We start from the raw sequence: 23,852 nt of genomic DNA on the forward strand, positions 1-23,852 counted from the left end.
GGTGGTTGGACGGTGCCCGTCGTGAACTCGCCCGGAAAGTCCGACGCGGCAGCCTCGGGAGCGCTCCCACGCCGAGGGTAGAGGCGGACGCCGATCCGTGCAACCGGTCAGCGGCCGCGGCGCCGCCCGGAGCGCAGCCGGAGTGCGTTGCACACGTCGAACACGCCGGACACGTCCCAGGCCAGCTCGCCGGCCGCCCGGCGGGTCTCCGGGTCGGCCACCAGCCCGGACAGGATCACCACCCGGTTCTGGACCGTGACGGTGATCTGCTGCCGCCGGGTGGTCCAGTCGACGCTCAACCGCTGCGCCACCAGGGCGGCCAGCCGCACGTCCGCACCGTCGGGCGCCGGCCCGTCCCCGGTGAACGGGAAGTCGGGGTACGGCCAGGGCATCACCATCTGTCGGGCTCCTTCTGCTCGTTCACGATTCTCCGTCGGGCGGCTCAGGCCGGACGCGGTCGCGTCGCCCCGCCCGATCCGCTCAGCGCCCGGGTGCGGCTGTCGAAGACCGGGAAGACCCCGTCCAGCCGCATGGTGTGCAGCACGGTGCGCACGAACCGGGACGGCGCCACCAGGCAGAGCCGCCGGCCGTCCTGCCGGGTCTCCCGGTGGGCGCGGACCAGCAGCCCGAGCCCGGCCGAGTCGATCACCTCGACCTCGGTGAGGTCGACAAGCACCCGGTCGCCCACCGTGACGGCCTCGGCCAGTGCCCGGCGTACCGGATCGGCGTGGTCGACCTCGGTGACGGCCGGCTCCCCGCCGACGTCGTCCAGGTCGTCGACGCCGAGGCCCCCGTCGTCCACCGTGGTCCGGACACTGCACCGCGGGCAGTGGTGCGGCCCGGAGGCGAAGGGTGAGCCGACCCAGTCGTTCTCGAACACCAGCGTCCAGACCACCTCGGCGTCCGGCAGGGTGCAGCCGGTGCCGGTGACGCTGTCACCGCAGCCGTCGCAGATGAGCATCATCAGGTGCTCCGCCGGTACGACCGTCACGATCCCTCCCTCCGCCGCGCGCCCGGTCGGGGCGGCGGTTCCCTCCCGGCCGGCGGGCGCCCGGCGGCCAGCACGGCGAGCACGACCGCGACGGCGGCGAACCCCGACTGCACGACCAGTGGCCACACCGCCGGCCGGGCGGGACCGGTGTCCACGAGGCCCACGACGATCGCGCCGAGCAGCGCGGCGGCGACCCCGAGCGCGAGGGTCAGCCAGACCGGCGCGGCCGTACGCCCCGGCACGACCAGGCGACCCACGGCGCCGACGGCGAGCCCCACCACGAGGGCTCCGAGCAGGGTGCCGGCGTTCACGACCCCTCCCCGAGGAGCGGCACGGCGCCTTCCGGTGGGGCTGGCGGCGGCAACGTCATCTGGTCGTCTTTCTCGACGGGTCTCCGGTTCGGCTCCCACTCTGTGCAGGGATCTTGGAGGTCGCCGCGCGGTTCCATGACAGTTGTGTGACAAACGGCGGGAACGGCTGACACGGTTGGGCTACCCGTGGGCGGCCCGTCATGATGCGGATATGACGGCCGTACTGGTGATCGAGGACGACGACCGCATCCGGCTGGCCCTGCTTCTCGCGCTGGAGGAGGAGGGCTATTCCGCGTACGGGGCGGCGACCGCGGAGGAGGGTCTGCGCCGGCAGCGGGAGAGCCCCGCCGACAACGTGCTGGTCGACCTGATGCTGCCCGGCCTCGACGGGTTCGAGTGCATCCGCCAGTTGCGCCGCGACGACGACGTCCCGATCGTGGTGGTCAGCGCCCGCGACGACACCCACGACATCGTCGCCGCGCTGGAGGCCGGGGCCGACGACTACGTGGTCAAGCCCGTGGCGATCAAGGAGCTCTCCGCCCGGCTGCGGGCCCTGCGCCGGCGCGGCCGGGTCGTGGTGGACGCCGTCCCCGCCCAGGTCTTCGGGGACCTGGAGATCAGCGCCGAGGCCGGCGAGGTCCGTCGCGCCGGCCGGCCGGTCGCGGTGACCCGCACCGAGTTCCGGCTGCTCTGCGAACTGGCCGAGCACGCCGGCCGGGTGCTGTCCCGGCAGCAGTTGCTGCGCCGGGTCTGGGGGTACGAGACCGGCGACGAACGGCTGGTCGACGTGCACGTGGGCCGGCTGCGGCAGAAGATCGAGCCGGACCCGGCGAACCCACGGCACCTGGTCACCCTCCGCGGCCTCGGTTACAAGCTCCAGCGATGACCCGCCTCGGACTGCGCGCCCGGGTCACCGCCGCGTTCGCCGTCGGCGCGTTGCTGCTCGCCGCCGTGATGGCCCTCTTCTCGTACGACCTGACCCGCCGCTCGCTGCTCGACGAGCGGGAGCGCACGGCTGTCCGGGCCGCGTACTACGACGCCGCGGTGGTCCGCTCCGGGCTGGACACCGGCACCCCGGACGTGGTGGCGGTGCTGCGCTCCCTGGACACCGGCAGCAGCCGACGCCCGCTGCTGCACCTGCGCGACGGCTGGTACGCCCGCACCGCCGACGTCGGCGCCGGCTCGGTCCCGGTGGAGCTGCAACGTATGGTCGCCGCCGGCCAGCCGGCCGTGCAGCGGGTCCGTGTGGACGGGCAGCCGACCCTGCTGGTCGGCGTCCCGCTCGCCGGCGAGCTGGGCTACTACGAGTTGACCTCGTTGCGTGAGGTCGAGGAGACCTTTCAGGTGATCGGGCTGGCGCTGACCGCGGTGGCGATCATGGTCGCCGGGGCGGGCGCCGCCCTCGGCTGGTACGCGACGCGGCACAGCGTCCGGCCGCTCACCGCGGTCGCCGACGCCGCCGAGCGGATCGCCGCCGGCGACTTCGCCACCCGGCTCGACCCCACCACCGACCCCGACCTCACCCGGCTCTCCACCTCGTTCAACCACATGGTCGACCAGGTGGTGCGGCGGATCGAGCGGGACCGCCGGTTCGCGGCCGACGTCAGCCACGAGTTGCGCTCCCCGTTGCAGACCCTGGCCGCCGCCGCGAGCGTGCTGACCCGCCGCCGGGAGCACCAGGACGAGCGCACCGCCACCGCGGCGGGGCTGGTCGCCGACGAGGTGGCCCGGTTCCAGCGCCTGGTGGACGACCTGATCCAGCTGGCCCGCACCGAACAACCCGCGCACCGCGACACGGTCGACGTGGCCGGGCTGGCCCGGGCCGCCTGCCGCGAACGGTCGCTGCCGGAGAGCCTCGTCGAGGTCGCCGAGGGCACTTTGGCCCGGTGGCGGGTCGACCGGCGCCGGGTCGAGCAGATCCTGTTGAACCTGCTCGACAACGCCGTGCGCTACGGCGGCGGTCCGGTCGCCGTACGCCTCGAACTGCGCGACGGGATCGGCGTGCTCGACGTCGACGACGACGGGCCGGGCGTGCCGGAGGCCGACCGGGAGGTCATCTTCGACCGCTTCGTCCGCGGCCGGGCCGCCCACGCCCGGGCCGGCACCGACGGCACCGGCCTCGGCCTCGCACTGGTGGCCCAGCACGCCGCCGCGCACGGCGGGCACGCGGCGGTGGTGGACCGGGACCGCGGCGCCCGGTTCCGGGTCGAGCTGCCGGGGGCCGCCGGATGAGCCGCCGACTGCTTCCGGTGCTGGTCGCCGCGGCGCTGCTCGGCGGCTGCGGGGTGCCGGTCGACGACGAGCCCCGCCTCGTGCAGGCGCCGCCCGGCGGCTTCCCGACCCCGGCGGGCACGGCGACCGCCGACCCGGCCGGGCGGGTGGTCGAGCCGCTCTGCTTCGTCCGGGACGACGGGCTGGCGGCGGTCACCCGCCGGGTCGACGACCTGCCCGGCGTGGACGCGCACCTGCAGCACCTGCTGGCCGGGCCGGACGGCGCGGAGCGGGACCGGGGGCTGGCCACCGCCCTGCCCGGCACGGTCGCGGTGGCCGGGGCCACCCTCACCGGCACGGTGGCCACCGTCGACGTGCGGCAGGCCGGCGAGGAGACCGGCCGCAACGACGAGGTCCTCGCCTTCGGGCAGATCGTCTGCACGCTGACCCAGCGCCCCGACGTGGACAGCGTCGCGTTCCGCCGGGACGGGCAGCCGCTGGAGGTGCCGAGGGCCGACGGCAACCTGTCCTCGTTGCCGCTCACCGCCGCCGACTACCGGCCGCTGTTGCACCGCTGAGCTGTCCGACGACGAAGATGCGGCCCTTCCCGCACGGGAGAGGGCCGCACCTTTCTGCTGCGTGCCAGGTCAGGCCGCTGGCAGGCTGGTGAACACCAGCGGCCCGGACGGCGCCGGAGCACCGCCGTTGGGGTAGCCCCACCCCGCGCTGTTCTCCGCCGCGGTGGTGAGCGTGAAGCCCACCGTGTACGTCCCCGGCGGCAGGTAGCTGAAGTACACCGGCAGCGAGACGTGCCCGTCGGGCCCGACCTGGATCCCGCCGCCCGCACCGCCCACCGAGTGGCCCAGGGAGTTGTAGATGGTGGTCGAGAACCCGGTCACCGGAGCGAGCGTGACGTCGTCGATGGTGACGTCGACGCTGATGCCGTTGAACAGGTCGCCCGGAGCGGCCTCGGTGCGGCTCAGTGACGCCGCGATCGCCACCGGCCGGGACGTGTCGGGCACCCGGGTGGCCCGCAGGTCGAGCACGGGCGCCCCGTAGTAGGCGCCGTACACCGAGACCGAACCGGCCGTGTCGGTGAGCAGGATGCCGCCGATGGTGCAGGAGCTGCTCAGGGTGCTCATCACCACCGGCAGGGAGTACGTGCCCGCCGGTCCCTCGCTCAGCACCTGGTTCCAGGTCGAGCAGCCCGTGGTCTCGACCGTGGCGGTCAGCTCGCCCTGCACTCCGCTCGCGGTGAACGTCAGCGTGGTCGTCGCTGACTCGCGCCAGTTGTTCACCTGCGTCGGGCTGAGCGCGAATCCGCTGGCGCCGATCACCTCGTTGCGGGTGACCCGCACCGTCGGCGCGTCGAGGCCGGTGTAGCGCTCGGTGTTGCCGGCCCGGTCGGTCAGGCTGACCGACCCCACCTTCCAGTCGCCGGTCGGGCTGCCGGCCGGAAGGATCACCGGCACGTCGCACTCGACGAACCAGGGATCCCAGTTCTGCATGTCACCGCAGAGCATGCCCCCCTGGTCGCTGTAGGTCAGGGTGATCGGTGCGACGACCTCGGCGGTGCCGGGACCGTCCAGCTCGATGCGACCCTGCCAGAAGCCCGCGCCCGGGTCGTCCTGGACGTACAGGCCGTAGCGCAGGGTTGAGCCGGAGCCGTCGTCGTACACCTGACTCCTGGTGGGCGAGCGGAGCCAGATCCGGTCAGTCACCGGCGGCGTGGTGTCGGGAGTCTGGGTGGCGGCCAGCACGGCGGCCGGCTTGATCTTGTCGCCGGACAGGGTCCGCGTCGTGCCCTGGTCGTCGGTCGCGATGATCTTCGTGACGCGGTAGGTCACCGGCGCGGCCGGGCCGTACTCGGTCACGAGGAAGTCGTACGCGTACGACGAGCTGGCGATGTCGCCCGTGTACGGACGCACGACGGGCCAGCCGCCGTCGAGACCGAACCGGATCTGCTCGACCGGCCCGACCGGGGTGGTGCCGCTGTAACCCTGCACGTAGATGCTGCCGCTGAGGTCGCGGGCGGTGGTCGACGTGTCGGTCACCGTCCAGTTCAGGGTGACGGTCGTGCCGCCGGTGGTGGTGTCGACGTGGTCCGTCGCGAATGCGATGCCGGAAAAGCCGATCTTCGGTTTCGCCGCCGCGGCGGCCGGTGTGGCCGCCGCCGTGAGCAGCGCCGTGGCCGCGGTGGCGGTGACCAGGATGCGTGAGACTGCGCGAAGGCGTGCACCAGCCATGTGTCCCCCCGGTTGACGTGTGAGCGGGCCCTGATGGTCCGGTCGGTGTGGGCCGCCGTACGGCGGCCCGCGCGCGCAGGGTAATGGGTGCACACCAGTGCGGGAACGCGTCAACGGGCAGCACCAACGACCGGAAGTGGCTCGGGTCACCACGTATTTGTCCCCCGTTGGGCGAATTATCCATCGTCCGTTCGGTTGATTGGGCGGCAACCTTTGGTCTAGGGTGACTGGCACGACCGGTGCTCGGGAGGCACCCGTTCTCCTCAGGACAGGAAGGCCAGCATGACCACGACGACCATCGCGCCGACGACGACCAGCGAGGTGCACCGCGCGGCGGTGACCGGCGAGGAGACCCGCGCCAGCCAGCTGATCGCCGCCCTGGCCGCGCTGCCCGAGGGCCACCCGGAGCGGCCGGCGCTGCGCAACCAGGTCATCGAGGCCTGGCTGCCGCTGGCCAACCACCTCGCCGCCCGCTACAGCGGCCGCGGCGAGCCGGCCGGCGACCTGGCCCAGACGGCGGCCCTGGGCCTGATCAAGGCGGTGGACCGGTTCGACGCCTCCCGGGGCGTGGACTTCGCCGGCTTCGCCATCCCGACCATCCTCGGCGAGATCAAGCGGCACTTCCGCGACCGCACCTGGAACATCCGGGTCCCGCGGCGCCTCCAGGAGCTGCGGCTGCGCATCTCCGAGGCGAACAGCACGCTGACCCAGACCCTCAACCGGGCCCCGACGGTCGCCGACATCGCCAGCCACCTCGACGTCACCGAGGAGGAGGTGCTCGAGGGCCTGGAGGGCGCCCGCGCCTACAACGCCGTCTCGCTCTCCACCCCGATCGGCGACGGCGACAGCGCCACCGAGCTGGGCGACACCCTCGGCACCGAGGACAACGAGTACGAGCTGGCCGAGCTGCGCGCCTCGCTGGGCCCGGCGCTCGCCACCCTCGACGAGCGCGAGCAGAAGATCCTCACCCTGCGCTTCTACGGCAACCTGACCCAGAGCGAGATCGCCGCCCGGGTCGGGGTGTCCCAGATGCACGTGTCCCGGCTGCTCGCCCGCGCGCTGACCAAGCTGCGCGGCCAGCTCACCGAGGCCTGATCCACCCCGGGCGGGACACCCGCCCGAGTCGTTCCTCCCGTTCCCGCGAGCGCTGCCGCCTCGCCCCGGGCCCACGCACCGCCACCGACTCCCCTCGGTGGCGGTGCGTCGTCCACTCGACCCGCCCCGCCCGCCCCGCGCGCCGGGGCGGGCCTGTGCATACTTGCGCGGATGCAATCGTTGCCGGGCGGATCCGCCGTTCGGCTGTCACAGAGGCGGTAGTGGTGGTCGACCAGACGATCCCGCGGCGACGCGAAACGACTCCGCAGGCCGGCGCCCCGGTGGCCGATCCGGACCTCCGCCAGCTGTTGGCCGGCCTCACCGCGGTCCGGGACGGCGACTTCGGCACGCGGCTGCCGGAGGACGCCGACGGGCTGCTCGGCGAGATCGCCACCGTCTTCAACGGCATGGTCGACCAGCTCTCCCTGTTCACCTCCGAGGTCACCCGCGTGGCCCGCGAGGTCGGCACCGAGGGGCAGCTCGGCGGCCAGGCCGACGTGCCGGGCGTGTCGGGCACCTGGAAGGACCTGACCGACTCGGTGAACGCGATGGCCGGCAACCTGACCGACCAGGTCCGCGACATCGCCGAGGTGGCCACGGCGGTGGCCCGGGGCGACCTGTCGCAGAAGATCACCGTCGACGTGCGTGGCGAGATCCTGGAGCTGAAGGTCACCATCAACACGATGGTGGACCAGCTCTCCTCGTTCGCCGACGAGGTGACGCGGGTGGCCCGGGAGGTCGGCAGCGAGGGCCGGCTGGGCGGTCAGGCCGAGGTGCCCGGCGTCGCCGGCACCTGGCGGGACCTGACCGACTCGGTGAACTTCATGGCCGGCAACCTGACCAGCCAGGTCCGCAACATCGCCCAGGTGACCACGGCGGTGGCCCGCGGCGACCTCTCCCAGAAGATCACCGTCGACGCCCGGGGCGAGATCCTGGAGCTCAAGAGCACCATCAACACGATGGTGGACCAGCTCTCCTCGTTCGCCGACGAGGTGACGCGGGTGGCCCGGGAGGTCGGCACCGACGGCCGGCTCGGCGGTCAGGCGCAGGTCAGCGGCGTCGCCGGCACCTGGCGGGATCTGACCGACTCGGTGAACTCGATGGCCGTCAACCTCACCGACCAGGTGCGCAGCATCGCCCAGGTCGCCACGGCGGTGGCCCGGGGCGACCTGTCCCAGAAGATCACCGTCACCGCGCACGGCGAGATCCTGGAGCTGAAGAACACCATCAACACGATGGTGGACCAGCTCTCCTCGTTCGCCGACGAGGTGACCCGGGTGGCCCGGGAGGTCGGCACCGAGGGCCGCCTCGGCGGCCAGGCCGACGTCAAGGGCGTCTCGGGCACCTGGAAGGACCTCACCGAGTCGGTGAACGTCATGGCGGACAACCTCACCGCCCAGGTCCGCAGCATCGCCGAGGTCACCACCGCGGTCGCCAAGGGCGACCTGACGCAGAAGATCCGGGTGGACGCCCGGGGCGAGATCCTCGCCCTGAAGGAGACCATCAACACGATGGTCGACCAGCTCTCGGCGTTCGCCGACGAAGTGACCCGGGTGGCCCGCGAGGTGGGCACCGAGGGCCGGCTCGGCGGTCAGGCCCGGGTCTCCAACGTGGCCGGCACCTGGAAGGACCTGACCGACAACGTCAACGAGATGGCGAACAACCTGACCAACCAGGTGCGTTCCATCGCGCTGGTCGCCACGGCGGTCGCCCAGGGCGACCTCAGCCGGCAGATCACCGTCGAGGCCAAGGGCGAGGTCGCCGTGCTCGCCCAGACCATCAACACCATGGTCGGCACGCTCAGCGCGTTCGCCGACGAGGTGACCCGGGTGGCCCGCGAGGTCGGCACCGAGGGGCAGCTGGGCGGCCAGGCCCGGGTGCCGAACGTGGCCGGCACCTGGAAGGACCTGACCGACAACGTCAACTCGATGGCGAACAACCTCACCGGCCAGGTCCGCAACATCGCCCAGGTGACCACGGCGGTGGCGCAGGGTGACCTGACCAAGAAGATCGACGTGGACGCCCGCGGCGAGATCCTGGAGCTGAAGACCACCATCAACACGATGGTCGACCAGCTCTCCAGCTTCGCGGCCGAGGTCACCCGGGTGGCCCGGGAGGTCGGCAGCGAGGGCCGCCTCGGCGGTCAGGCCGAGGTGGAGGGCGTCTCCGGCACCTGGAAGCGGCTCACCGAGAACGTCAACGAGCTGGCCGGGAACCTGACCCGGCAGGTGCGCGCCATCGCCGAGGTGACCAGCGCGGTCGCCACCGGCGACCTGACCCGCTCGATCACGGTCGACGCCTCCGGCGAGGTGGCCGAGCTCAAGGACAACATCAACTCCATGGTGGAGTCGCTGCGCGAGACCACCCGGACCAACCAGGAACAGGACTGGCTCAAGACCAACCTGGCCCGCATCTCCGGCCTCATGCAGGGCCACCGGGACCTGGAGGTGGTCGCCGGCCTGGTCATGAACGAGCTGGCTCCGCTGGTCTCCGCGCAGCTGGGCACGTTCCTGCTGGTCGACGACAGTGGCGACGGCCGGGGCCTGCGGGTGGTCGGCGGCTACGGCCACGACGCCACCCGCCGCCGGTACGCCCTCGGCGACTCGCTGGTCGGGCAGGCCGCGCTGAGCAAGCGGGCCATCGTGGTGGACGCCGTGCCCGCCGACTACGTCACCGTCTCGTCGAGCCTGGGTGCGGCCGTGCCGCTGCACCTCGTGGTGCTGCCGATCCTCTTCGAGGACCAGGTCCTCGGCGTCATCGAGCTGGCCGGCATGGGCCGGTTCACCGAGGTCCAGCGCGACTTCCTGGACCAGCTCACCGAGACCATCGGCGTCAACGTCAACACCATCGTCGCCAACGCCCGCACCGACGTGCTGCTGACCGAGTCGCAGCGGCTGGCAGCCGAGTTGCAGGCACGCTCGGAGGAACTGCAGGCCCGCTCCGAGGAACTCCAGAGCTCCAACGCCGAGCTGGAGGAGAAGGCCGCCCTGCTGGCCCGGCAGAACCACGACATCGAGACGAAGAACTCCGAGATCGAGCAGGCCCGGCAGGAGTTGGAGACCCGCGCCCAGCAGCTCGCGCTCGCCTCGAAGTACAAGTCGGAGTTCCTGGCCAACATGAGCCACGAGCTGCGTACGCCGCTGAACTCGCTGCTCATCCTCGCCCAGCTGCTGGCCCAGAACCCGAACCGCAACCTCACCCCGAAGCAGGTCGAGTACGCCACCGTGATCCACTCGGCCGGCGCCGACCTGCTCCAGCTCATCAACGACATCCTCGACCTGTCCAAGGTCGAGGCCGGCAAGATGGACATCAACCCGGAGACGTTCGAGCTGTCCACGCTGCGCGACTACGTCGACGCCACCTTCCGCCCGCTCACCACCCCGCGCGGGCTGGAGCTGGACCTGGTCACCGGCCCGGACGTGCCGGCCCGGCTGCACACCGACGAGCAGCGGCTGCGGCAGGTGCTCCGCAACCTGGTCTCCAACGCGGTCAAGTTCACCGAAAAGGGCCGGGTGCAGCTGCGCATCGAGCGGGCCCGCCCGGACGAGCTGCCGGCCGGGATGCCGCCGGCCGACGCGGTCATCGCGTTCCGGGTCGTCGACACCGGCATCGGCATCGCCGAGCAGCACCTGACCGCCATCTTCGACGCGTTCCAGCAGGCCGACGGCACCACCAGTCGGCGGTACGGCGGCACCGGCCTGGGCCTGTCCATCAGCCGGGAGATCGCCCGGCTGCTCGGCGGGCAGATCACCGCGGAGAGCGTCCTCGGCCAGGGCAGCACCTTCACCCTCTACCTGCCCGCCACGGCCGCCGCGCCGCTGCCCGACAACGGCGCCGCACTCCTGGCCGCGGCGACGGCGGCTCCCGTCGAGACGGAGGCCCAGCGCTGGGTCGCGCAGCAGCAGCGGCGGGTGCTGGTGCTCGAACCGCACGAGAAGGGGCTGCTCACGCTGCTGGCCCGCGGCGTGGCCGCGGAGACCGGCGGCCCGGTCGAGGTGACCACCGCGGTGGACGTCGAGTCGGCGGTCGGCACGCTCGCCCGGCACCGTCACCACCTGCTCGTGGTGCAGCTCGACCCGGCCGACGAGCAGGGCGCGGGCCTGCTCAGGGCGCTGCACGAGCACCCCGGCCTGCGCGGCATGCCGGTGCTGGCGTACCACGGGCAGCCGCTCGCGGGCGGGCAGGAGGCGCTGCTTCAGGGGATGGCCGCGGACCGCCCGCTGGAGGTCCTCGGCAGCCTCGACGAGCTGCGGGAACGCATCGTGCTGCACCTGACCGCGGACAACCCGGAGCGGGTGCCGTCGTTCGCGGCGCCGGTCACCGACCTCAGCCCGGTCGGTGACCCGGTCGCCCACGAGCTGTCCGGCCGCAAGGTGCTGGTGGTGGACGACGACGCCCGTAACGTCTTCGCCCTGACCAACATCCTCGAACTGCACGGCATGGACGTGGTCTACGCGGAGAACGGCCGCAAGGGCGTCGAGACGCTGATGCGGCACGACGACATCGACCTGGTGCTGATGGACGTGATGATGCCCGAGATGGACGGGTACGCGGCCACCGCCGCGATCCGCGCCATGCCCCGCTACGCGGACCTGCCGATCATCGCGGTGACCGCCAAGGCGATGCGCGGGGACCGGGAGAAGAGCATCTCCTCCGGCGCCAGCGACTATGTCACGAAGCCGGTGGACGCGGAGGACCTGCTCGCCTGCATCCACCGCTGGCTGACGAGCTGACCCAGGTCCGCCGGACGGTGTGGACCGCTCGCGGCCGGCCCCTCGGACGCCCACGCCGAACGCGGCAGGGGTCAGGAAGCCCGCTCCAGGGCGGCCAGTGTCTGGCGCAGCCATTTCAGCTCGGCATGCGTCGTGGCGGTCGCGATCGTGAACAGTCCCTGCCGGAAGGCGTCGTCGAAGTCGGCGGCACGCAGCGGCCGGTCGCCGTCCCAGAAGAAGCTGGCCGGCTGGGTGAGGAAGTGCAGCCGGCGCCGCAGCACGGCGGCCTGCGCGGCCGGGTCGTCGAGGTGGCGCAGGAAGGCGAGCATGGTGAACCACCGGTTCTCGTCGGTGATGAACAGCTCGTCGGGTTCGCGGAGCCGGTCGTGCAGCACCTTCGTGCCCGCCTCGGTCAGCGACAGCATGTGCCGGGGTGCGGCCACCTGACCGGGCTGCAGTTCGCGGGACAGCAGCCCGGCCGCTTCCATGCGCTTGAGCAGGGGATAGAGCGTGCCGTCCGCGATGGGGCGGACGTGCCCGGTGAGGGCGGCGATGCGTTTGCGCAGGTCGTAACCGTGCAACGGTCCGTCCTGAAGGAAGCCGAGGATCGCGAGCTCCAGCATGATCGAGATAATACCCCCTTGCCAAGATACCTCGGAGTCGAGATATCGTGTCGATCATGCAGAGCGCTCAGGTACTTCCCGACGGTTCCCGCGTGCGCTGGGTCGAGATTCCCGGCGCCGAGCCCACCCGTGTCTACCTCCACGGCCTCGGCGCGAGCGCCACGCCCTACTACGCCGCCGCGGTAGCGCACCCGGCCCTGGCCGGCCACCGCTCCCTCATGGTCGACATGCTGGGTTTCGGGATCAGCGACCGCCCGCAGGATGCCGCCTACAGCCTGCGGATGCACGCCGACGTCCTGGCCCGCGCACTCCAGCAGGCTCGGGTGAGCGGTGCCGACGTCGTCGCACACAGCATGGGTGGCACGGTGGCGGTCACCCTGGCCGCGCGCCACCCCCGGCTGGTGCGCCGACTCGTTCTGGTCGACGCGCCCCTCGACCCGCTGCGAGAGCTGCCCACCGCCAAGCGACCGGGCAGCTCGGGCATCGGGGTCTACCGCACCGAGCAGGAATTCCTCGACCGCGGCTGGGACGAGACGCTCGAGTTCGTCGGGCCGCAGTGGGCGGCCACGATGCGGCTGGCCGGGCCGCAGGCCCTCTACCGCAGCGCGATGAACCTGCTGCGCGGCACCGAGCCCGCGACGCGCGAAAGCCTGGAGAAGCTCCCGATACCTCGCACGTTCCTGTACCCGGCGGCCGACGGGCCACGGTTCGACGCCGACCGACTGACCAGCGCCGGCGTCGACGTGGTGGCGGTCCCCGACTGCGGCCACAACATCATGGTCGACAACGTGCCGGGCTTCGCCCTCGCCGTACAGGCGGCGCTGCGCGACTGAACCCGCGTCTCAGGCGGGGGAGTGCGCTGTGCCGGATCCCGGCACCGATCACGGATCGTTGGGGAGCGGCCCAGCGGGCAGGTGCCGCCGGGCCGCTCCCGCGAAGGGGTCAGCTCACCACGGCGTCGGGGCCGGCGGCGGCACCACGGGCGGGCGGTCGTCGCAGGTGATGGTGTTCGGCAGCAGCCAGGGGGCGAGCCAGCCGCCGTCGTTGCCGCCGAGGTCGGTGAGGCCGAACTCCGACCCGGCCGGGGTGAAGTGGAACGACCCGCAGTTGTTCACCCCGACCGCGCCGACGTTGCGCGCGTCCACGTCGGCGAAGGACGCCGAGCCGGCGGTCCGGGCGCTCACCACCGAGGTGCCGGTGCCGTCGACCCGGATGTCGCGGAACTGCACGTTGCTGATCGAGACCTGGTCCTTTACCGGCCAGTCGCTGACCAGCATGATCGCGTTGTAGGTGTTGTCGAGGTAGCTGTCGCCGACCACCTGGATGTCGGCGTCGATGCTGCGGTCCAGCGCGTAGAACCAGATCGCGCCGAGGCCGATGTTCCAGTTCAGGTCGTAGGTGCCGGCCCGGACCGTGGTGTTGCCGGTGATCCGGAGCTGGCCGGTGAACGGCTCGGCGCCGAACCGGGAGCCGATCTGGATGGCGCTGCCCTCGCGGACCGGGTCGGCGATCAGGTTGTGCGAGACGGTGAGGTCGGTGCCGCCGTAGAGGGCGATGCCGTTGGCCAGGACCGGGGACTGCACCGTGTTGTGGTCGAAGGTGTTGTGCGCGTTGCCGGTCCGCTCCGACCACATGGCGAGGGCGTCGTCGCCGGTGTTGCGGACGAAGCTGTGCGACATCGAGGAGTGCGTGACGCCGGTGTGGAAGTTGAGCCCGTCGGCGATCTGGTCGGCGATCACCGTGTTGGTGACCCGCAGGTCGGTCATCGGGCCGTCGAACCACAGGCCGACCTTGGTGTGGTGCAGGTAGAGACCGTCGACGGTGGAGTGGTTGAGCGCTCCGCCGACGGCGTTGACCTGGTCGGTGTCGATGCGGTCGCGCACGTCGCCCTCGACGGCGAAGCCGGAGAGGTGGACGTCGCTGCTGCCGCCGTCGGCGGCGTCACGGCCGTAGAAGCCGACGCCGGTGTGCACCGAGCCGTCGGGGGCCGGGGTGTTCAGGGCGACCTCGCGGCCCTTGACGACGGTGTACCAGCTGCCGGCGCCCGCGATGGTCACGTCGTCGACGGTGATGTGCCGGTTCACCTGGTACGTCCCGGGCGGCAGGTAGAGCGTGCGGTCCGCCCGGCGGGCGTACGCGACGGCGCGGTCGAAGGCGTCGGCGGACTCCCGCCGGCCGGTCGGGTCGGCGCCGTAGGCCAGCACGTTGACGGCGTGGGGCAGCACCCGGGGCGGGGCGACGAGGTGGGAGTCCAGCAGGTCGATCACGGTCCACGCCGCGGCCGTGCCGGTCGGTGCGGTCAGCCGGACCACCTCGCCGGCCCGGTGGGTGCGGCCCAGCAGCAGCCGCTGTTCGTCGTAGAAGTGGTGCGGCCGGAACGGCTTGGTGATGGCCGGCGCGGGCGTGGTGGCCGCCGGCACGCAGGAGCACTCGGTGATCCACCAGTCGGGGTGGAGCAGGTCGGCGCCGGGATCGTTGGTGAACGGGTACTGGTTGTAGAGCCAGGCGTACTGGGAGGTGAGCGTCATGGTGCGGGCCGGCCCGTGCCCGACGGTGACCCGCAGCGGCGCGGTGATCCCGCCGCCGCCGGGCGCGTCGGGAATGCTGTACCGGACGGTGAGCGCGTTGGTCGCCCGCGGGAGGGTGAACTCGACGTACTGGCCGGGGGCGAGGCGGACCGCCCGCCGCCCGGACGCCTCGCCCGCGAGGGTGTAGGCGGCGCGGTCGGGGCCGATGACGGTGCCGTTGGTCCGGGCGTGCTCGGCCTCCTGCTCGACGAAGTCCACGGTGGCGCCCCGGCCGGCGACCAGCGCCGGGTCGAGCCCGGCGCGGGTGACCACCGGGGTCGGGCCGGCGGGACCGGCCGCCAGCGCGGCGCTCCCGGCCGGTACGGCCAGCGCGACGGCGGTGGCCGCCGCCGCGAGGATCCTGGCGATCGGCACGGCCGGGCGCCAGCCCGCCGCGCCTTCCACGCTCCGCTGCATCGGACTACCCACTTTCACCGGGGGACGGGGGAGACGGTGGTGGCGTCGGCGCGGCTCGGGGCGCGCCCGCCGAGAGGTGCCTCATGTTATTCCTGGGCTTTGTCGATATTCAAGCGGCTGTCTGTCCGAATCTTGCGGGCCGTGATCACTCCTCCGAATGCCGTGCGGGGGATGCCCCGGGGCTGCCGCATGCAGGGCCTTGTTCATTTCTTGCAAGAACACGACGTACGATTGCCGCCGTGACGAAACGGTTGACGGAGGTGGCCCGCAAGGCGGGCGTCAGCGAGGCGACCGTGAGCCGGGTGCTCAACGGGCGGGGCGGCGTGTCCGAGGCGACCCGGACCGCGGTGCTGACCGCGCTCGACGTGCTCGGCTACGAGCGCCCGACCAAGCTGCGCGGTGAGCGGGCACGACTGGTCGGCCTGGTCCTGCCCGAGCTGCAGAACCCGATCTTCCCGGCGCTCGCCGAGGTGGTGACCGGCTCCCTCGCCCAGCGGGGCTTCACCCCGGCGCTCTGCGCCCGCACCATCGGCGGAGTGTCCGAGTCGGACTACGTCGAGATGCTCCTCGACCACCAGGTCTCCGGGGTGATCTTCGCGGGCGGGTCGTACGCGCTCGCCGACGCCACCCACGAGCACTACCGCCGGCTGACCGACCGGGGCCTGCCCGTGGTGCTGGTCAACGCGGGCGTCGACGAGCTGGGCTTCCCCCGGGTCTCCACCGACGACGCGGTGGCGGTGGAGCAGGCGTACGGGCACCTGCGCTCGCTCGGGCACGACCGGATCGGCATGGTGCTCGGCCCGGAGGGGCACGTCCCGTCCCGGCGCAAGCTGGCCGCCATGATCCAGGCCGCGGGCTGGGCCGACGACACCACGTTCGTCGAGCGTTCCAGCTTCTCCATGGAAGGGGCGCGGGTCGCGGCGACCAAGCTGGTCGAGCGGGGCGTCACCGGCATCATCTGCGCCAGCGACGTGCTGGCCCTGGGCACCATCCGGGCCGCGCGGCGGCTCGGTCGCGCGGTGCCGACCGACGTCTCCGTGGTCGGCTTCGACGACTCCGCGTTCATGACCTGCACCGATCCGCCGTTGACCACGGTGCGGCAGCCGATCGAGACGATGGGGCAGGCCGCCGTGGACCTGCTGGTCACCCAGATCGAGGGAGCCGGCGTGCTGCACGACGAGCTGCTGTTCGAGCCCGAACTCGTGGTCCGCGGCTCCACCGCGCCCGCCCCCGGCCGCTGACCGTCCCGCCGGACGCCTCCGGCCCCCGACCGCCTCCCTGACCACGCACGACCCTCCGGCCGTCGACCGCCCACCCGCGGTCGGCGGCCGTTTCGTCGTTGCCGGCCGGCGCACGGCCGAAAGGGACGAAAGCCGGAACCCGGGCCCGGCTTACAGGCCTGTCAACATTTGCCGTCACACAGTCGTGTCCTTTCATCATGCGATCGAAACCTTGCCGCAATGAGTCCACCTCGCTACAGTGGCCCCACTCACACCTGACCCCGATGTCAGGCGGTGACGTTCACGGCAGATCAAGCGAAGGCCATGGATACCCCCCGTTCCCCCGAAGGGATGGACAGATGTCCGTACCGCAGTACCGGAAGGCTGCGGCGATAGCGCTCGTGGCCGGCCTGGGGCTCAGCCTCGCGGCTTGCTCCACGAAGAGCGACAACGCGGCGAAGGACGCCAGCGGCAAGGTCACCATCACCGTCGACTGCCAGCCGGTCGGCTCCCAGAAAGAGCTGCTGAAGAACTGGAACGACGACGTCGCCGAGTTCCAGCGGCAGAACCCGAACATCGTCATCAAGAGCGTCAGCGTCGGCGAACAGTGCAACAACCCGCCGGACTTCACGGCCCGCCTCGCCGGCGGCACCGTGACCGACGTGTTCTACGGGTACATGACCGATCTCCAGCAGGTGCTCGACTCCGGTCAGGCCATGGACATCACGGAGTACGCCAACAAGGACACGGTCCCGACCTGGGACAGCGTCGACCCGGCGCTCAAGGGGGTCTTCACCGACGGCGGCAAGCTCTACGCCGTGCCGGTGAAGAACTACTCGATGGGCCTGGTCTACAACAAGGTCCTCTTCCAGCGGGCGGGCCTCGACGTGAACAACCCGCCCAAGACGTGGGCGGAGGTCCGGGAGGCGGCCAAGAAGATCTCCGCGCTGGGCAACGGCATCGCCGGCTACTCGGAGTACAGCGCCGGCAACACCGGCGGCTGGCACTTCACCTCCCTGCTCTACTCGCAGGGCGGCCAGGTGCTCAGCGAGGACGGCAAGAAGGCCGACTTCAACAACGCGATGGGCAAGCAGGTCCTCCAGAACCTCAAGGACATGCGGTACGGCGACAACAGCATGGGCAGCCGCCAGCTGCTGCAGTGGGGCGACCTGCTGACCAACGCCGGCGCGGGCAAGGTCGGCATGTTCATCGGCGCCCCGGACGCCACCCAGGCGATCGTCAGCCAGTTCCAGGGCAAGTTCCAGGACTGGGCGATGGGCCCGCTGCCCGGCCAGGACGGCCCGGCCAAGGCGACACTCGGTGGCGGCGAGGGCTACTTCTTCAAGAAGGGCCTCACCCCCGAGCAGGTCAAGGCCGGTCTGAAGTGGATCGCGTACCAGAAGTTGACGCCGGGCAAGGGCCAGTTCGACTACGTCCGGGCCAAGCCGCAGAACTACCCGGTGGGCCTGCCCCAGCCGCTGCTGTTCGCCAACGGCAGCGACGCCCAGAAGCAGGAGCTGGAGCTGCGTAAGGCGAACGCGAACGTGGACACCGCCAACTTCGCGGCCTTCGAGGCGAACCCGGTCCCGATCAAGGGCGAGCCCCGCAACGCGCAGGCCATCTACGCGGTGCTCGACGCCGCGATGTCCGGGGTCCTGACGAACCCGAACGCGAACATCGACGCGCTGCTCAAGACGGCCGAAGGCAAGGTCAACCAGCTGCTGGCCGCCGGCAGCTGACCCGGCGCGGGTGGGGGCCGGCGCGCCGGCCCCCACCCTCCGGCCGCACACCGTCCGGCCACCGACTTTCCGCAGGAGACGCCTTGGCCACCACCACCGTCCCGGGCACCACCAGACACCCGGGTCGCTCCGGGCCGCCGTACCCGTTACCGCGCCGGCGTGCGGGCCTCGGCCGCAAGGTACGGGACAACCTCACCGGGCACGCGTTCCTGATCGGGGCGGTCCTCTGCTTCGCCGTCTTCTCCTGGTACCCGATGGTCCGCGGCATCGTGATGAGCTTCCAGCGCACCCGCCGGGGCGAGACCACCTGGGTCGGCTGGGACAACTACGCCCGCATCGTCGACGACCCCAGCTTCTGGACCGCCTGGCAGAACACCTTCTACTTCACGGCCCTCGCGCTCGTCCTCGGGTACGCGGTGCCGTTCTTCGTGGCGATCCTGCTCAACGAGTTCCGCCACGCCAAGGGATACCTGCGGATCCTGGTCTACCTGCCGGTGATGCTGCCGCCGGCCTCGGCGCTCTTCCTCTTCAAGTTCTACGCGTACGACCCGAGCGAGGCTGGGCTGTTCAACGCGATCCTCACGGCGCTGCACCTGCCCACGTCGGAGTGGATGCAGTCACCCGGGATGACCATGCCCGCCATGGTGCTGGCGTCGACCTGGATGAACATGGGCAGCGCCGTGCTGATCTACCTGGCGGCGCTGCAGAACATCCCCGGCGAGCTCTACGAGGCGGCCGAACTCGACGGCGCCGGGATCTGGCGGCGGATCCGGCACGTGACCATCCCGCAGACCCGGCTGATCCTCGCGCTCCTGGCGATGCTCCAGATCGTCGCCACCATGCAGCTCTTCATCGAGCCGCTGATCCTCGCCAACGGCGCCGGTACGGGCGACTCGGCGACCTCGGTCGCGTACCTCATCTACCAGCACGGCTTCTTCCAGAACGACCTCAACGGCGCCGCGGCGCTCGGCGTGATCATGCTCGTGGTGCTGGCCGGCTTCTCCGCCGTCTACGTGCGGCTGACCGCGAAACAGGACTAGGACGGACGAGGAATGGCACAGGACTCCGGGACCCGCACCCTCATCTCCCAGGCCCAGCTCACCCGGGGACGCGGCAGGGTCGTCTACTGGACGCTGCTCGCCGTCGTCGTGGTGGGGTTCACGCTCGTCTTCATCGGGCCGCTCTACTGGATGGTCACCGGCGCGCTGAAGTCCGGCCAGGAGATCGCGCAGACCCCGCCGTCGCTGTTCCCGAAGGATCCCCAGCCGCAGAACTACGTCGACGCGTGGACCAACCTGAACCTCGCCAAGCTGCTGTTCAACACGTTCTACTACGCGACCGGCGCGGTGCTGTTCCAACTGGTCCTCGACACCGCGGCGGCGTACTCGCTGTCGAAGCTCCGGCCGGTCCTCGGCAACGTGATCCTCGGCCTCATGCTGGCCACCCTGATGATCCCGGCGATGGTCCTCATCGTCCCGCAGTACGTGACCGTGATCGACCTGCCGATCCTGCACCTCAACCTGCTCGACTCGCCGTTCGCGATCTGGCTGCCCCTGGTCGCGAACGCGTTCAACATCTTCCTGCTGAAACGGTTCTTCGACTCGATCCCGGCGGATCTCATGGCGGCGGCACTCGTGGACGGGGCCACCCCGCTGCGCACGCTCTGGTCGATCATCCTGCCGATGTCGCGCCCCATCCTCGGCGTGGTCTCGATCTTCGCGGTGACGGCGGTCTGGAAGGACTTCCTCTGGCCGAAGCTGGTCATGCCGTCGCCCGAGACCCGGACCGTCAGCGTCGGCATCTACGCCTTCTCCGGTGGCACGCCCATGAACGTGGTGATCGCCGCCTCGGTCATCGCCGCGATACCCACCGTCGTCATCTTCCTGATCTTCCAGCGCAACATCATGTCCGGCCTCACCACCGGCAGCCTCAAGGGCTGACCGCGCCGGACGGCGAAACCTCCCGCGGCGACCGACGACCGTTCGCCCGGCACGTCCAGGTCCGGCGAACCCGCCGACGTACCGACGCAGAAAGCAGGTGCTCGTGTCCACACCAGACAGCGGTCCGTGGTGGCGTGGAGCGGTGATCTACCAGGTGTACCCGCGGAGCTTCGCCGACGGCGGTGGCGACGGCGTCGGTGACATCGCCGGCATCCGGTCCCGGCTCCACTACCTCGCGGAGCTCGGCGTCGACGCGATCTGGTTCAGCCCCTGGTACCCCTCGCCGATGGCCGACGCCGGCTACGACGTGGCCGACTACCGCGACATCGACCCGGTCTTCGGCACCCTCGCCGACGCGGAGGCCCTGATCAGCGAGGCGCACGCGCTGGGCATCCGGACCATCGTCGACGTGGTGCCGAACCACTGCTCCGCCGCGCACCCCTGGTTCCGGGCGGCCCTCGCCGGCGGCCCGGACGCCCCGGAGCGGGAGCTGTTCTGGTTCCGCCCCGGCCGCGGCCCGGACGGCGACCAGCGGCCCACCGACTGGGTCGGCGAGTTCGGCGGCCCGACCTGGACGCGGACGGTCAACCCCGACGGCACCCCCGGCGACTGGTATCTGCACCTGTTCGCCCCCGAACAGCCGGACTTCAACTGGGACCACCCGCGGGTGCGCGCCGAGTTCGAGGACATCCTGCGGTTCTGGTTCGACCGCGGGGTGGACGGCATCCGGATCGACTCGGCCGGGCTGCTGGTCAAGGACGGGACGCTGCCCGAGACCCGGCCGGACCGGCCGCACCCCTTCCGCGACCTCGACGGGGTGCACGAGATCTACCGGGGCTGGCGGCGGGTCGCCGACTCGTACCCGGGCGACCGGGCGCTGATCGGGGAGGTGTGGCTGCCGGACCGGCAGCGGTTCGCCAACTACCTGCGCCCGGACGAGCTGCACGCGGCCTTCAACTTCGACTTCCTCGGCTGCGCCTGGGACGCCTCGGCGCTGCGCGAGAGCATCGACGGGACGCTGAGCGCGCACGCGCCGGTCGGCGCGCCGGCCACCTGGGTGCTCTCCAACCACGACGTCACCCGGCACGTCACCCGCTACGGCCGGGGCGACACCCGGTTCAGCTTCGCGGCCAAGCGCGAGGGGATCCCCACCGACCTGGAGCTCGGCACCCGCCGGGCCCGGGCCGCCGCGCTGCTCTCCCTGGCGCTGCCCGGCGCCGCCTACGTCTACCAGGGGGAGGAGCTGGGGCTCTGGGAGGTCGAGGACATCCCGTACGAGCTGCGCCAGGACCCGATGTGGGAACGTTCCGGCCGGGTCGACCCCGGCCGGGACGGCTGCCGGGTGCCGCTGCCCTGGGCCGGCGACGCCCCGCCGTTCGGGTTCAGCCCCGACGGTGCGGCGGCCGCGCCCTGGCTGCCCCAGCCGGCCGACTGGAAGGACCGCACCGTCCGCGCCCAGACCGGCGACCCGCACTCGATGCTGGAGCTCTACCGGGCGGCCATCGCGATCCGCCGGTCCGAGGCCGCGCTCGGCGACGGCGGGCTCACCTGGCTGCCCGCCCCCGACCAGGTGCTCGCCTTCGCCCGCGACCCCGGCTTCACCTGCCTGGTCAACCTCTCCGCGGCCGCCGTGCCGCTGCCCGCGCACGAGCGGCTGCTGCTGGCCAGCGGACCGCTCGACGACGACCGGCTGCCGCCGGACACCGCGGTCTGGCTACGGACCAGCTGACCCGTCCCGGCGTCGGCGGCCCGTCCCGGCCGCCGGCGCCGCCCCAGCAGGAAGGAGGAGCGGAGACACCGCACCGCACGGGGGACCTGGCCATCCGACGAAAGGGAGCGCACCCCTCATGGCCGACCACACCACCCCGCACCACCCGCGCCGCCGCCGGCTCCGCGCGGGGCTGGCCGCCCTCGCCGGCGCCGCGCTGGCCGCCACCTCCGTCACCGTCGTGGCGCTCACCACCACCGCCACCCCGGCCCGCGCCGCCGGGCTGTCCCCGTTCGACATCGCCGGGCGCGGCGCCACCGTCGGATTCGTCGAACAGGAGGCGGAGAACGCCGTCCATACCGGCACCCGGATCGGCCCCGACCGCCGCTACGGCACCCTCCCGTCGGAGGCGTCCGGTCGGGAGGCGGTCACCCTCGACGCCGTCGGCGAGTACGTCGAGTTCACCCTCACCGCGCCGGCCAACGCGGTCACCTTCCGGTACAGCCTGCCGGACAGCGCCGCCGGCACCGGCCGGGACGCAAGCATCGACCTGCGCGCCGGCGGCGCTCTCGTCAAGTCCGTCCCGGTCACCTCCCGGTACGGCTGGTACTACGGCGGGTACCCGTTCAACAACAACCCGGGCGACACCAACCCGCACCACTTCTACGACGAGACCCGCACCCTGTTCGGCACCACGTACCCGGCCGGCACGAAGATCCGCCTCCAGGTCTCCTCGACCGCGCAGTCGCCCAGCTTCACCATCGACCTGGCTGACTTCGAGCTGGTCGGCGGCCAGATCGCCAAGCCCGCCGGTGTGCTGGACGTGGTCACCGACTTCGGCGCCGACCCCACCGGCGCCACCGACTCGACCGCGAGGTTCCAGGCCGCGGTCGACGCCGGCAAGGCGCAGGGGAAGGTCGTGTGGATCCCCGCCGGCACCTTCACCCTCTGGGACCACGTCGTGGTCGACGGGGTGACCCTGCGCGGCGCCGGGCCCTGGTACTCGGTGCTCGGCGGCCGCCACCCCACCGACCGCAAGCGGGCCGCCGGCATCTACGGCAAGTACGTGCCCGGCGGCGGCTACAGCGGCGAGATCCGGCCGCACGAGGCCGGCGGGCCCAGCCGCAACGTCACCCTGCGGGACTTCGCCATCATCGGCGACATCCGCGAGCGGGTCGACGAGGACCAGGTCAACGCCCTGGGCGGGGCGATGTCGAACTCCGTGGTGGACAACCTCTGGTTGCAGCACACCAAGGTCGGCGCCTGGATGGACGGCCCCATGGACAACTTCACCATCCGCAACAGCCGGATCCTCGACCAGACCGCCGACGGGGTGAACTTCCACTGGGGCGTCACCAACTCCACGGTGACCAACACCTTCGTCCGCAACACCGGTGACGACGGCCTGGCCATGTGGGCGCAGAGCGTGCCCAACGTCAACAACGCCTTCACCTTCAACACCGTCGGCGTCACCATCCTGGCGAACAACCTGGTCACCTACGGCGGCCGGGACATCCGGATCACCGACAACGTCACCGCCGACTCGGTCACCAACGGCGGCGGCATCCACGTGGCCAACCGCTATCCCGGCGTGAACGGCCCCACCGCGGTCGCCGGCACCGTCACCGTCGCCCGCAACACCCTGATCCGCAACGGCAACTCGGACTACAACTGGCGCTTCGGCGTCGGCGCGCTCTGGTTCTCGGCCCTCAACGAGCCGATCCAGGGCGCCACCATCAACGTCACCGACACCGACATCCTGGACAGCTCCTACGCGGCCCTGCACTGGATCGAGGGGCAGACCAGCGGGATCAACCTGAACAACGTGCGGATCGACGGCGCGGGGACCTTCGCGCTCCAGGTGCAGGCGCCCAGCCAGGTCAGCTTCACGAACGTGCGGGCCACCGGGATCGCCCAGGCCAACCCGATGTACAACTGCGTCGGGAGCGGCTTCCAGATCACCCAGGGCGCCGGCAACTCCGGCTGGTACTCGGCGAGCCCGTACTGCGGGCCGTGGCCCGAGCCGCAGTGGGGCAACGGCCCGTCCACCCCGCCCACCCCGACCCCGCCCA

General features: G+C 71.8%; 18 protein-coding genes. 12 read left to right on the forward strand and 6 right to left on the reverse strand.

The features are described 5' to 3' along the window. Nucleotides 1–107: 107 nt before the first annotated feature. The 3 genes from IEY96_RS10190 to IEY96_RS10200 are packed head-to-tail and all read right to left on the reverse strand — an operon-like array spanning nt 108 to nt 1,302. A complete protein-coding gene (locus IEY96_RS10190) occupies nt 108–398 on the reverse strand; it encodes a BON domain-containing protein (RefSeq protein ID WP_189194557.1) in 291 nt (96 codons plus the stop codon). Between the two features lie 44 nt (nt 399–442). Beyond that, nucleotides 443–991, reverse strand: coding sequence for an STAS domain-containing protein (locus IEY96_RS10195; protein ID WP_189194558.1), 549 nt, complete (start codon nt 989–991; stop codon nt 443–445). Next, a complete protein-coding gene (locus tag IEY96_RS10200) occupies nt 988–1,302 on the reverse strand; it encodes a hypothetical protein (protein WP_189194559.1) in 315 nt (104 codons plus the stop codon). The genes IEY96_RS10195 and IEY96_RS10200 overlap by 4 nt, the downstream gene beginning before the upstream one ends. Nucleotides 1,303–1,513: 211 nt before the next feature. Between IEY96_RS10200 and IEY96_RS10205 the strand changes: the two genes are divergently transcribed. Genes IEY96_RS10205 through IEY96_RS10215 form a run of 3 tightly spaced genes read left to right on the forward strand, consistent with a single transcriptional unit; the run spans nt 1,514 to nt 4,091 of the window. Then, nucleotides 1,514–2,188 carry a response regulator transcription factor gene (locus IEY96_RS10205; RefSeq protein WP_189194560.1) on the forward strand — a complete coding sequence of 225 codons (675 nt, stop codon included), beginning with the start codon at nt 1,514–1,516 and terminating at the stop codon, nt 2,186–2,188. Next, nucleotides 2,185–3,534, forward strand: a complete 1,350-nt coding sequence (locus IEY96_RS10210) for a sensor histidine kinase (protein ID WP_189194561.1) — start codon at nt 2,185–2,187, stop codon at nt 3,532–3,534. The genes IEY96_RS10205 and IEY96_RS10210 overlap by 4 nt, the downstream gene beginning before the upstream one ends. Beyond that, nucleotides 3,531–4,091, forward strand: a complete 561-nt coding sequence (locus IEY96_RS10215) for a GerMN domain-containing protein (RefSeq protein WP_189194562.1) — start codon at nt 3,531–3,533, stop codon at nt 4,089–4,091. Before IEY96_RS10210 ends, IEY96_RS10215 begins: the two co-directional genes overlap by 4 nt. Before the next feature lie 69 nt (nt 4,092–4,160). On the opposite strand, the gene IEY96_RS10220 is transcribed toward IEY96_RS10215, so the two are convergent. Then, a complete protein-coding gene (locus IEY96_RS10220) occupies nt 4,161–5,759 on the reverse strand; it encodes a hypothetical protein (RefSeq protein ID WP_189194563.1) in 1,599 nt (532 codons plus the stop codon). Between the two features lie 282 nt (nt 5,760–6,041). Here IEY96_RS10220 and IEY96_RS10225 point away from each other — a divergent pair, with 282 nt between their 5' ends. Next, a complete protein-coding gene (locus tag IEY96_RS10225) occupies nt 6,042–6,854 on the forward strand; it encodes a SigB/SigF/SigG family RNA polymerase sigma factor (protein WP_189194564.1) in 813 nt (270 codons plus the stop codon). Between the two features lie 224 nt (nt 6,855–7,078). Then, nucleotides 7,079–11,587: a HAMP domain-containing hybrid sensor histidine kinase/response regulator gene (locus IEY96_RS10230; RefSeq protein WP_229791493.1), complete on the forward strand. Its 4,509-nt coding sequence runs from the start codon at nt 7,079–7,081 to the stop codon at nt 11,585–11,587. 71 nt (nt 11,588–11,658) lie between these two features. Here the strand turns inward: IEY96_RS10230 and IEY96_RS10235 are convergent, their stop codons facing one another. Continuing rightward, nucleotides 11,659–12,189 (reverse strand): PadR family transcriptional regulator, encoded by a 531-nt coding sequence (locus IEY96_RS10235; protein WP_189194565.1) that lies wholly within the window; start codon nt 12,187–12,189, stop codon nt 11,659–11,661. A 56-nt stretch (nt 12,190–12,245) separates the two neighbouring features. On the opposite strand from IEY96_RS10235, the gene IEY96_RS10240 reads away from it, so the two are divergent. Next, nucleotides 12,246–13,022: an alpha/beta fold hydrolase gene (locus IEY96_RS10240; RefSeq protein ID WP_189194566.1), complete on the forward strand. Its 777-nt coding sequence runs from the start codon at nt 12,246–12,248 to the stop codon at nt 13,020–13,022. Between the two features lie 114 nt (nt 13,023–13,136). Here the strand turns inward: IEY96_RS10240 and IEY96_RS10245 are convergent, their stop codons facing one another. Then, nucleotides 13,137–15,173: a glycosyl hydrolase family 28-related protein gene (locus IEY96_RS10245; protein WP_189194567.1), complete on the reverse strand. Its 2,037-nt coding sequence runs from the start codon at nt 15,171–15,173 to the stop codon at nt 13,137–13,139. A 239-nt stretch (nt 15,174–15,412) separates the two neighbouring features. Between IEY96_RS10245 and IEY96_RS10250 the strand changes: the two genes are divergently transcribed. The 6 genes from IEY96_RS10250 to IEY96_RS10275 form a co-directional block, all read left to right on the forward strand. After that, nucleotides 15,413–16,414 (forward strand): LacI family DNA-binding transcriptional regulator, encoded by a 1,002-nt coding sequence (locus tag IEY96_RS10250; protein WP_229791494.1) that lies wholly within the window; start codon nt 15,413–15,415, stop codon nt 16,412–16,414. Between the two features lie 338 nt (nt 16,415–16,752). Beyond that, a complete protein-coding gene (locus IEY96_RS10255; protein WP_189194568.1) occupies nt 16,753–18,132 on the forward strand; it encodes an ABC transporter substrate-binding protein in 1,380 nt (459 codons plus the stop codon). An 83-nt stretch (nt 18,133–18,215) separates the two neighbouring features. Next, on the forward strand, nt 18,216–19,172 hold the full coding sequence (locus IEY96_RS10260; RefSeq protein WP_189194569.1) for a carbohydrate ABC transporter permease: 957 nt from the start codon (nt 18,216–18,218) through the stop codon (nt 19,170–19,172). A gap of 12 nt (nt 19,173–19,184) precedes the next feature. Then, nucleotides 19,185–20,072 carry a carbohydrate ABC transporter permease gene (locus IEY96_RS10265; protein WP_189194570.1) on the forward strand — a complete coding sequence of 296 codons (888 nt, stop codon included), beginning with the start codon at nt 19,185–19,187 and terminating at the stop codon, nt 20,070–20,072. 103 nt (nt 20,073–20,175) lie between these two features. Continuing rightward, nucleotides 20,176–21,801 carry a glycoside hydrolase family 13 protein gene (locus IEY96_RS10270; RefSeq protein ID WP_189194571.1) on the forward strand — a complete coding sequence of 542 codons (1,626 nt, stop codon included), beginning with the start codon at nt 20,176–20,178 and terminating at the stop codon, nt 21,799–21,801. A 118-nt stretch (nt 21,802–21,919) separates the two neighbouring features. Continuing rightward, nucleotides 21,920–23,852 (forward strand): glycosyl hydrolase family 28-related protein (locus tag IEY96_RS10275; protein ID WP_189194572.1); only part of this gene is annotated, 1,933 nt, incomplete at its 3' end.

This window comes from Micromonospora fulviviridis (assembly GCF_014648395.1).
Classification (GTDB): domain Bacteria; phylum Actinomycetota; class Actinomycetes; order Mycobacteriales; family Micromonosporaceae; genus Micromonospora; species Micromonospora fulviviridis.

Bases quoted from the DNA above. Each gene is read 5' to 3' on its own strand.
- IEY96_RS10245 (WP_189194567.1), bottom strand. From the start codon at position 15,173: ATGCAGCGGAGCGTGGAAGGCGCGGCGGGCTGGCGCCCGGCCGTGCCG.
- IEY96_RS10265 (WP_189194570.1), top strand. From the start codon at position 19,185: ATGGCACAGGACTCCGGGACCCGCACCCTCATCTCCCAGGCCCAGCTC.
- IEY96_RS10235 (WP_189194565.1), bottom strand. From the start codon at position 12,189: ATGCTGGAGCTCGCGATCCTCGGCTTCCTTCAGGACGGACCGTTGCAC.
- IEY96_RS10255 (WP_189194568.1), top strand. From the start codon at position 16,753: ATGTCCGTACCGCAGTACCGGAAGGCTGCGGCGATAGCGCTCGTGGCC.
- IEY96_RS10210 (WP_189194561.1), top strand. From the start codon at position 2,185: ATGACCCGCCTCGGACTGCGCGCCCGGGTCACCGCCGCGTTCGCCGTC.
- IEY96_RS10205 (WP_189194560.1), top strand. From the start codon at position 1,514: ATGACGGCCGTACTGGTGATCGAGGACGACGACCGCATCCGGCTGGCC.
- IEY96_RS10225 (WP_189194564.1), top strand. From the start codon at position 6,042: ATGACCACGACGACCATCGCGCCGACGACGACCAGCGAGGTGCACCGC.
- IEY96_RS10215 (WP_189194562.1), top strand. From the start codon at position 3,531: ATGAGCCGCCGACTGCTTCCGGTGCTGGTCGCCGCGGCGCTGCTCGGC.
- IEY96_RS10240 (WP_189194566.1), top strand. From the start codon at position 12,246: ATGCAGAGCGCTCAGGTACTTCCCGACGGTTCCCGCGTGCGCTGGGTC.
- IEY96_RS10220 (WP_189194563.1), bottom strand. From the start codon at position 5,759: ATGGCTGGTGCACGCCTTCGCGCAGTCTCACGCATCCTGGTCACCGCC.
- IEY96_RS10190 (WP_189194557.1), bottom strand. From the start codon at position 398: ATGGTGATGCCCTGGCCGTACCCCGACTTCCCGTTCACCGGGGACGGG.